Origin of the sequence: Georgenia wutianyii, assembly GCF_006349365.1 — a bacterium.
GTDB classification, from domain to species: domain Bacteria; phylum Actinomycetota; class Actinomycetes; order Actinomycetales; family Actinomycetaceae; genus Oceanitalea; species Oceanitalea wutianyii.
In genome coordinates, this window is record NZ_CP040899.1 from 557681 (window position 1) to 567872 (window position 10192).

Here is a 10192-nt window from a genome sequence, read left to right on the forward strand (position 1 = left end):
TTCCGTCACGCCGGTGTCGGGGGGCCGTGGCAACCTGGTCGCACCAGCCCCACCACCGGGACACCCCCGAGGAGGCGTCATGGCCACCGTTGCCCACACCGACGGGAGGCACGGCAGCCTGCCGCACGTAGCCGCGCTCGTCGAGGACGCCGTCGCCCTCGCCGGGGAGTGGCTCGCCGCGACGGAGGCCGGGCAGCGGCGCCGTGAGCGGGCGCGGTCCGCCCAGCTCGCCGCGCTCGTCAGCGACCCCGCTGGGCTCGACCTCGCCGTGCGCTTCGTCGACCGGGTCGCCCGCCCCGAGGACCGCCGGGCCGCCGCCCGGGAGCTCGGGCGACTGCCGTCCGGGTCCGCCCGGTTCCTCGGCCCGCTGGACCGGCTGCTCCTCGGTGTCGGGGCGCTCGTCGCCCCGCTCGCCCCGTCCGTCGTCATCCCGCTCGCGCGCCGCCGGCTGCGCCGGATCATCGGCCACCTCGTCGTCGACGCCCACGACCCCGCGCTGGCCGCCCACCTCGCACGCGCCCGGGAGGAGGGCTTCCGGCTCAACATCAACCTCCTCGGTGAGGCGGTGCTCGGGGAGGACGAGGCCCGTTCCCGCGCCGAGCGCACCCGGGCCCTGCTCGAGCGCGAGGACGTCGACTACGTCTCGATCAAGGTCTCCTCCCTCGTCTCGCAGATCTCCACGTGGGACACCCGCGGCACCGTCGAGCGCGTCCTCGCCCGGCTGCGCCCGATCTACCGCACCGCCGCCGCCCGCACCCCGCACGCCTTCGTCAACCTCGACATGGAGGAGTACCGGGACCTCGACCTCACCCTCGAGGTCTTCACCACCCTCCTGTCCGAGCCGGGGCTCGCCGACCTCGAGGCAGGGATCGTCCTGCAGGCGTACCTGCCCGACTCCGTCGCCGCGCTCGACCGGCTCCTCGCCTTCGCCGCAGAGCGGGCCGCCGCCGGTCACGCCGGCATCAAGGTCCGGCTCGTCAAGGGCGCGAACCTCTCGATGGAGAAGGTCGACGCAGAGCTCCACGGCTGGGCGCAGGCGCCCTACCCGACCAAGGCCGACGTCGACGCCAACTACCTCCGACTCGTCGAGCGGGTGCTGCGCCCCGAGAACACCGGGGCCGTGCGGCTCGGCGTCGCCTCGCACAACCTCTACGACGTCGCCATCGCGCACCTGCTCGCCGAGCGGCGCGGGGTGGGCGCCATGCTCGACGTCGAGATGCTCCAGGGCATGGCCCCGGCGCAGGCCCGCGCCGTCCGGGCCACGGTGGGCAGCGTGCTGCTCTACACGCCGGTCGTCGCGCGCGAGGACTTCGACGTCGCCGTCTCCTACCTCGTGCGCCGCCTGGAGGAGAACGCGCAGCCGCAGAACTTCCTCCGCGCGCTCTTCGCCGCCGAGGAGGACGCGAGCGGTGCCTCGCTGGGGGACCAGGAGGCGCGCTTCCGCGCCTCGGCCCGTGACCTCACCGCCGTCCCCACGACCCGCCGCCGCACGGCCGACCGCCCGCCCGCCGGGGACCGCTTCACCAGCACGACCGACTCCGACCCCTCCCTGCCCGAGGTCCGTGCCTGGGCCGCCGAGCGGGTCACCGCCCCCGTCGGCGAGCCCGCCTCACCCGTGCTCGGCACGCGCGCGGAGGTCGACGCCGTCGTCGCCCGGGGACGGGCGGCGCAGCCCGGGTGGGCGGGCCTGCCGGCCGCCGAGCGCGCTGCCGTCCTGCGCCGCGCCGCCGACGAGCTCGAGGCCCGGCGCGGTGAGCTCGTCACGCTCATGGCCGTCGAGGGCGGCAAGACGGTCGAGCAGTCCGACCCGGAGGTCTCCGAGGCCGTCGACTTCGCCCGCTACTACGCCGACCGCGCCATCGAGCTCGCGCCGGGCGCCTCGCTCCACACCGACGGCGCCCGGTTCACGCCCCACGTGCTCACGCTCGTGACGCCGCCGTGGAACTTCCCGGTGGCGATCCCCGCGGGCGGGGTGCTCGCCGCGCTCGCCGCGGGCGGCGCCGTCGTCGTCAAGCCGGCGCCCGCGGTGCCCGGGTGCACCGAGGCCGTCGTGCGGGCGCTGCGCGCCGCGGGCGTGCCCGGCGACGTCCTCCAGGTCGTGCGGACGGACGAGGGGGAGACGGGCAGGGCACTCGTCGCCCACGACGGCGTCGACGCCGTCGTCCTCACCGGCGCCGCGGAGACCGCCGCCCTGTTCTCCTCCTGGCGCGCCGGCAGGCCGGGCGGGCCGCGCGTGCTCGCCGAGACGTCGGGCAAGAACACCCTCGTCATCACGCCGGCGGCGGACTACGACCTCGCGGTCGCCGACCTCGTGGTCAGCGCGTTCGGCCACGCCGGCCAGAAGTGCTCCGCCGCCTCGCTCGTCGTCCTCGTCGGCTCGGCGGGGCGCTCCCGGCGGCTGCTGCGCCAGCTCGTCGACGCCGTCCGCTCGGTCCGGGTGGGGTGGCCCGAGGACCTCGGGGTGACGATGGGACCGGTCATCACGCCGCCCGAGGGCAAGCTGCGGCGCGCGCTCACCGAGCTCGACCCCGGCGAGCGTTGGCTCGTGGAGCCCCGCCCGCTCGACGACTCCGGCCGGCTGTGGTCACCCGGGCTCAAGGACGGCGTCGCGCCCGGGTCCTTCTTCCACCTCACCGAGTGCTTCGGGCCCGTGCTCGGGATCATGCGGGCCGACACCCTCGACGAGGCGCTCGCGCTGCAGAACGCCACCGCCTACGGCCTCACCGGCGGCCTGCACTCCCTCGACGAGCGGGAGATCGACCGCTGGCTCGACCGGGTCGACGTCGGCAACGCCTACGTCAACCGGCACATCACCGGCGCGATCGTCCAGCGCCAGCCCTTCGGTGGTTGGAAGGGCTCGGTCGTCGGCCCCGGCGCCAAGGCGGGCGGGCCGAACTACGTCGCCCAGCTCGGCACGTGGGCGGCCGACGGACTGCCCGCGCACACCGCCCAGCCGGGGCCGGCGGTGCTCTCGGCGCTCGCCGACTACGCCGGTCTGCTCGGGCCGCGCGAGCGGGCCTGGCTCGCGAGGGCCGCGGGCTCGGACGCCGCCGCGCTCGCTGCCGAGCTCGGCGCGCCGCGCGACCTCACCGGCCCGCGGGCCGAGTCCGACGTCCTGCGCTACCGGCCCGCTCCGCTCACCGTGCGCACGGTCCCCGGTGCCCGGCACGTGGACCTCCTGCGGGTGGTGGTCGCGGCGCAGGCCGCGGGCGTGCCGGTCGACGTGAGCCTCGACCCGGTGACCAGCGCGTCGCTCACCGCACTCCGCGGCCCGGACGCCCATCCCGGCCTGCGCCGCCTGTCCCGCCACGTCACCCGCGCCGAGAGCGACGCCGACTTCCTCCGGCACGTCCACGACACCGCGCGCGTCCGGGTGGTGGGAGAGGGGCCGGCCGCCGACGCACTCGTCACCGAGCTGTGGCCACAGGTCTGCGTGATCGGCGGACCGGTGCTCGCGACCGGGCGCCGCGAGCTGCTCGGTGTGCTGCGGGAGCAGGCCGTCTCCCGCACGCTCCACCGCTTCGGGCACCTTCCTTCCCGCGCCTGAGGGGTTCGCTCACGGTTCACAGTCGGCTACAGGTGTGGCGCACCTCACATCCATCCCACATGGCGAGATCTTGCCCACAGCCTGTCTCAAGTCCATAACGAAACTGTTGCCAGAATGTTGCAACTGTCATATATGGCGCCTCCTCGTGTGTACCGTGACGACACCTCGGCGTGCCCCGTGGCCACCGACCGGTATCCCCGGTCGCCGCACACGGGCACGTCCCACCATCCAGGAGGAACATTGAAGATCAGGCGTACGGCCCAAGCGGCCGCTGTCCTGGCGGCAGGCTCGCTCGTCCTCGCGGCGTGCACCAGCCCCAGTGACGACAGCGACACGGGCAACACGGGCGACGACACCGCTACCGAGGACTCCACCGGCGGCGACACCGGCGCCGAGGGCACGGCCAAGGCGGACCTCGGCGACATCCAGACTGTCGAGGGGGACATCTTCTACTCGACCGGCCAGGACGAGTTCACCGGGTACAACTCCCTCACCGCGGACACCTACAGCACGTACAACAACGTGATCATGGACCGCGTCCGTCCGGAGGGCTTCTTCTACTTCGGTACCGACGGGACGATCCACGAGAACGAGGAGTTCGGCTCGGTCGAGGTCACCTCCGAGGAGCCCCTCACCATCGAGTACACCGTCGCCGACGACGCCGTGTGGTCCGATGGCAACGCGATCGACTACGCGGACTTCCTCTTCGAGTGGGTCTCGCAGAACCCCGCGTGGCTCTCCCCGGACCCGGCCGCCCCTGTGTTCAACCACGTCTCGGGCGTCGACTACACCCAGGTCAACGTCCCGACCGGTCCGCAGGCCGACAGCTTCGACGCCAAGACCTTCACGGTCGAGTACGCCGAGCAGTACCCGGACTGGCGTCTCGTCACCGGCTCCTACCTGCTGCCCGCGCACGTCGTCGCGGAGCAGATCGGCATCACCGAGGAGGAGCTCGTCCAGGCGATCATCGACCAGGACGTCGAGACCCTGACCGAGGCCGCGACCTTCTGGAACGAGGGCTGGCTCTCCAGCCCCGGTGAGGTCCCCTCGCCGGAGGTCGCCCCGTCCGGTGGCCGCTACCAGTTCATGGAGGGCGGCTGGACCCCCGGCCAGTCCATCACCCTCGAGGCCAACCCCAACTACTGGGGCACCCCGGCGGCGACCGACAAGATCACCTTCCGGTTCCTGGACGCCTCGGGCCACAACCAGGCGCTGCAGAACGGTGACCTCAACATCATCGAGCCGCAGGCCACCGTCGACACCCTGCCGCAGCTCGAGGGCCTCGGCGACGCCGTCGAGATCCAGACGGGCGCCGAGCTCACCTGGGAGCACCTCGACTTCAACTTCAACAACGGCGTCTTCTCCGACGCCGAGGGCGGCCAGGCGCTGCGCGAGGCCTTCGCGTACTGCGTGCCGCGTCAGCAGATCGTCGACACGCTGATCAAGCCGGTCGACCCCGAGGCCGTCGTCATGAACGCCCGCGAGGTCTTCCCCTTCCAGGACAACTACGACGAGGTCGTTGCCGAGTCCTACGACGGCCGCTACGACGAGGTGAACCTCGAGGAGGCCACCCGCCTCATCGAGGAGTCCGGCATCGAGACGCCGATCGACGTCCGCATCGGCTACTCCGCCCCGAACCCGCGCCGTACCTCCCAGGTCGAGCTCATCAAGTCGAGCTGTGACCAGGCCGGCTTCAACATCACCGACGTCGGCTCCGCGGACTTCTTCTCCGCCGCGCTGCCCAACGGTGACTACGAGGTCGCGCTGTTCGCCTGGGCCGGCTCCGGCCAGATCGCCTCGGGCCAGAACATCTACTCCTCCAACGCCCCGCAGAACTACGGCGGCTACACCAACGAGACCGTCGACCAGGCGTGGACGACCCTCGCCGCGTCGCTCGACGAGAGCGTCCACCTCGAGCAGACCAAGATCATCGAGAAGGAGCTGTGGGACACCCTCTACGGCATCCCGGTCTTCGCTCACCCGGGCGTCATCGCCTACACGGCGGGCATGGAGAACGTGCGCCACACCGCCACCCAGAACGGCGTCGCGTGGAACGCCGAGCAGTGGCTGCTGGCTGAGTGATCCAGCTGAGGTGATTATCACTTCGATCACCTGAAACACGTGCAAAACCGGTGGGGCAGGGGGGAATCCCCTCCTGCCCCACCGGCGCGCGTGTACGGTGCCATGACGAAACCCGGCCCTGGTCAACGTCCCACGAGGACGGGACTAGGCTGACCGGGTTTCACCCCCGGAAGACCCGAAGGGCTAGCTCGTGATCAAGTTCATCCTGCGCAGGCTGGGAATATCCGCCCTGGTCCTGCTCGGTGGGTCCGTCCTCATGTTCGTCCTCACCATCAACTCGGGCGACCCCCTGGCGGACCTTCGTGAGTCGAACGACCCCAACCGTGACAGCCTCATCGCCCAGCGCATCGCCAACATGGGCCTGGACGACCCCTGGTACGAGCGGTACGGCACCTGGCTCGCCGGTGTGGGCAAGTGCTTCGTGGGCTCCTGTCAGCTCGGCGTCAACCGTGCCGGCATCCCGGTCATCGACCTGCTGGGCAACGCTGCCAGCGCCACGCTGAGGCTCGTCATCCTCTCCACGCTGCTCGCCATCGTCATCGGCATCGGCGTCGGCATCCTCACCGCGATCCGCCAGTACTCCGGCTTCGACTACATCGTGACGTTCTTCGCGTTCATGATGTACTCCCTCCCCGTCTTCTGGGCCGCGGTGCTCCTCAAGGAGTACGGCGCGATCCGCTTCAACGACTGGATCGCCGATCCCGACATGGCGCTCTGGCAGATCGCGCTCATCGCCGTCGTCCTCGCGCTCATCGTCGCCGGCTCGCTGGGCGGTGACGCCCGACGGCGGCTGCTCACCGGCGCCGTCACCTTCGGGTTCGTCTTCGCCGCGATGTTCTACTTCGACGCGGTCAACTGGTTCCGCCAGCCGGCCCTGGGCATCGGCGTCGTCGCGGTCGCCTCCCTCGGCGCCGCACTGCTCATCGTCATGCTGAGCTCGGGCCTGGGGAACAAGAACGTCCTGTACGCCGCGCTCACGACGGTCGGCGCAGGGGTCGTGTCCTACTTCGTCTTCGCGAACCAGCTCAACGAGCCGACGTGGGGCGTGCTGCTCGGGCTGTTCGCCCTCGCCATCGTCATCGCGATCGTCAGCGGCGCCCTGTGGGGCGGCTACTCGCGGACCATGGCCATCTGGGTCTCCGTCGGCACCGCGACGATGATGAGCCTCGTCATCGTCGCCGACAAGGCGCTGTCGAGCTGGGCGAGCTACCTCGGCACGGTGCGCAACGGCCGCCCGATCTCCACGATCGGCGCCGAGACCCCGAACTTCGACGGCACCTTCTGGCAGGAGTTCCTCGACAAGGGCACCCAGCTCCTGCTGCCGACCGTCCTCCTCACCCTCATCTCCGTCGCGAGCTACAGCCGCTACACGCGGTCCTCGATGCTCGAGGTGCTCGAGCAGGACTACGTGCGCACCGCCCGCTCCAAGGGCCTGTCAGAGCGCGTCGTCATCACCAAGCACGCCTTCCGCAACGCCCTCATCCCGATCACGACGATCGTCGCGTTCGACTTCGCCGGCCTCATCGGCGGCGCGGTCCTCACCGAGACGGTGTTCGGCTGGAAGGGCATGGGTGAGCTGTTCCGGACCGGCCTGGTCCAGGTGGACCCCGCGCCCGTCATGGCCTTCTTCCTCGTCACCGGCACCGCCGCCGTCGTGATGAACATGCTGGCCGACATCGCCTACGCCTTCCTCGACCCGCGGATCAGGCGGTGAGCGCAGTGCGTGACACAGGCACCCGTCCTACCCGCCCCGCGACCCGGAGGCACCGATGAGAAGGTACAAGAAGCACAAGCAGCCGGAGCACATCGTTCCGCAGCCCGGCATGCAGGGAGCTGACCCCGGCACCCTCCAGAACATCGACCCGCTGTCGGTGGAGGAGGACCTCGAGGGCAAGACCGACAAGTCCTACTCCCAGGGCCAGCTCGTGCTGCGCCGCTTCCTGCGGCACCGCGGCGCGATGGTCTCCCTCGCCGTGCTCGTCCTCATCACGATCCTCGCCTACACCTCCATCGGCTTCGGGCCGTTCCCGGGCTGGTGGAAGCACGGCTACACGCTGGCCAACCCCGTCGTCGACGGTGGCCGTCCCACGCTGAGCCTGTGGCCCTTCCGGATCGGGGAGCACCCCTTCGGGCAGGACAACGTCGGCAAGGACTACTTCGCGCTCGTCATGCGCGGCACCCAGCGCTCGCTGATCATCGCGTTCGTCGTCGGGATCGTCTCCACGCTCATCGGGACGGCGATCGGTGCGGCCGCCGGCTACTTCCGCGGCTGGGTCGAGGCGCTGCTCATGCGCCTCACCGACCTGCTCATCGTCATCCCGCTGCTCGTCCTCGCGGCCGTCCTGGGCCAGATCAGCGGCGGCTCCATCTGGATCCTTGCCCTCATGCTCGGCATCGTCACGTGGACCGGCCTGGCCCGGCTCGTGCGCGGTGAGGTGCTCTCCCTGCGCGAGCGGGAGTTCGTCGCCGCCGCGCAGGCGGTCGGGACCTCCCCGTGGCGCATCATCGTCAAGCACATCCTGCCGAACACCCTCGGCACGATCATCGTGTCGGCGACGCTGTCGATCGCCGCGGCGATCCTCCTGGAGACCTCGCTGTCCTTCCTCGGCTTCGGTGTGCAGCCCCCGGACACCTCGCTGGGCGTCCTCATCAACACCTACCAGGCGTCCTTCACCTCCCGGCCGTGGCTCTTCTGGTGGCCCGGCATCTTCATCCTCGGCATCGCGCTGAGCGTGAACTTCATCGGCGATGGCCTGCGGGATGCCTTCGACCCGCGGCAGAACAGGAACAAGGACTGATGAGCACCCTCTCCGAGCAGTCGAGCGAGCCGGTCCTCACCTTCAACGACCTCGACGTCCGCTTCCGGACGGAGTTCGGCTCGGTCCACGCCGTCAAGGGCATCTCCCTGGAGGTCAAGCCCGGTGAGGTCGTCGCCCTCGTCGGCGAGTCCGGGTCGGGCAAGTCGGTGACCTCGATGACCGCCCTCGGCCTGCTGCCGAAGAACGCCCGCACCAGCGGGCGGATCACTGTCGGTGAGAACAGCGTCCGCGACCTCGACGACCGCGCCCTGCGCCGGATGCGGGGCAACGACGTCGCCATGGTGTTCCAGGAGCCGATGACGGCGCTCAACCCGGTGCTCACCATCGGCACCCAGCTCACCGAGGCCCTCGAGCTCCACGGCATCGCCTACGGCGCCGCCGCGGACGAGCGCGCCGCCGAGCTGCTGCGGATGGTCGGCATCCCCGAGCCCGAGCGCCGCCTCAAGCAGTACCCGCACGAGCTGTCCGGTGGTCAGCGCCAGCGCGTCGTCATCGCCATCGCGATCAGCTGCGACCCGAAGGTCATCATCGCCGACGAGCCGACCACGGCCCTGGACGTCACGGTGCAGGCGGACATCCTCGACCTGCTCCGCTCGCTCAAGGACAAGCTCAACACCGGCATCCTGCTCATCACGCACAACATGGGCGTCGTCGCCGACATGGCCGACCGCGTCGCCGTGATGTTCAAGGGCAACATCGTCGAGAGCGGCCCCGTCGAGCAGGTCCTCGTGAGCCCCGAGCACCCGTACACCAAGCGGCTGCTCGACGCCGTCCCGCACCTGGGCCGCGGCCGCGACCAGCTCGGCATCTCGCAGGTCGACGCGCCGGCGGTCGAGGAGGGGGAGACCGCCGCGCTGCGCATGGAGAACCTCGTCATCGAGTACCAGCGGGCGGGCAAGCCCCCGTTCCGCGCCGTCGACGACGTCTCCTTCTCCGTGCGCCAGGGCGAGGTCGTCGGCCTCGTCGGTGAGTCCGGGTCGGGCAAGTCGACGATCGGGCGCTGCGCGCTCGGTCTCATCCCCGCCGCCTCCGGCACGATCCGCCTCTTCGGCGAGGACTTCGGGGCGATGGGCCGCAAGGACGCCAAGAGCCTGCGCAAGCGGATCGGCGTGATCTTCCAGGACCCCGCCGCCTCCCTCAACCCGCGCCTGCCGATCGGCGAGATCATCGCCGAGCCGATGGTCGTCCACAAGGTCGGGGACAAGCGCAGCCGGATGGCCAAGGTCCACGAGCTGCTCGAGGCCGTGGAGCTGCCCCGGAGCGTCTACAACCGCTACCCGCACGAGCTGTCCGGCGGCCAGCGCCAGCGCGTCTCCGTGGCGCGTGCGCTCGTCCTGGAGCCCGAGCTGCTCGTCGCCGACGAGCCCACCTCGGCCCTGGACGTCTCCGTCCAGGCGAGCGTGCTCGCGATGTTCACCGAGCTGCAGCGGCGCTACAAGTTCGCCTGCCTGTTCATCTCCCACGACCTCGCCGTGGTCGACCTGCTCGCCCACCGGGTGGTCGTCCTCCAGAACGGCAAGGTGGTGGAGCAGGGCGACCGCGAGTCGGTCCTGCAGAACCCGCAGGAGGAGTACACGCAGCGGCTCCTCGCCGCGGCCCCTGTGCCCGACCCCGTCGAGCAGCGTCGTCGCCGCGAGGAGCGGCACGCGCTGCTGGAGTCCTTCGGCGAGGAGGTCGCCGAGCTGCACATCGACGACAGCACCATCGGCAGCGGTCCGCTGGACGAGTCGACGCGCGAGTGACG

The 10192-nt window shown here is 71.0% G+C and carries 5 protein-coding genes; all 5 read left to right on the plus strand.

Annotation, left to right across the window (positions count from 1 at the left end; translation table 11 throughout):
- Positions 1–79: 79 nt before the first annotated feature.
- The 5 genes from FE251_RS02630 (at position 80) to FE251_RS02650 (ending at position 10190) form a co-directional block, all read left to right on the plus strand.
- Positions 80–3547 carry a bifunctional proline dehydrogenase/L-glutamate gamma-semialdehyde dehydrogenase gene (locus FE251_RS02630; protein WP_139947732.1) on the plus strand — a complete coding sequence of 1156 codons (3468 nt, stop codon included), beginning with the start codon at positions 80–82 and terminating at the stop codon, positions 3545–3547.
- Between the two features lie 240 nt (positions 3548–3787).
- Positions 3788–5629: an ABC transporter family substrate-binding protein gene (locus FE251_RS02635; RefSeq protein ID WP_139947733.1), complete on the plus strand. Its 1842-nt coding sequence runs from the start codon at positions 3788–3790 to the stop codon at positions 5627–5629.
- Between the two features lie 190 nt (positions 5630–5819).
- Positions 5820–7343, plus strand: coding sequence for an ABC transporter permease (locus FE251_RS02640; protein ID WP_139072164.1), 1524 nt, complete (start codon positions 5820–5822; stop codon positions 7341–7343).
- Positions 7344–7452: 109 nt separating this feature from the next.
- Positions 7453–8427 (plus strand): ABC transporter permease, encoded by a 975-nt coding sequence (locus FE251_RS02645; protein WP_139072224.1) that lies wholly within the window; start codon positions 7453–7455, stop codon positions 8425–8427.
- Entirely contained in the window at positions 8427–10190 is a 1764-nt protein-coding gene (locus FE251_RS02650; RefSeq protein ID WP_139947735.1) for an ABC transporter ATP-binding protein, read from the plus strand. The genes FE251_RS02645 and FE251_RS02650 overlap by 1 nt, the downstream gene beginning before the upstream one ends.
- Positions 10191–10192 lie beyond the last annotated feature (2 nt).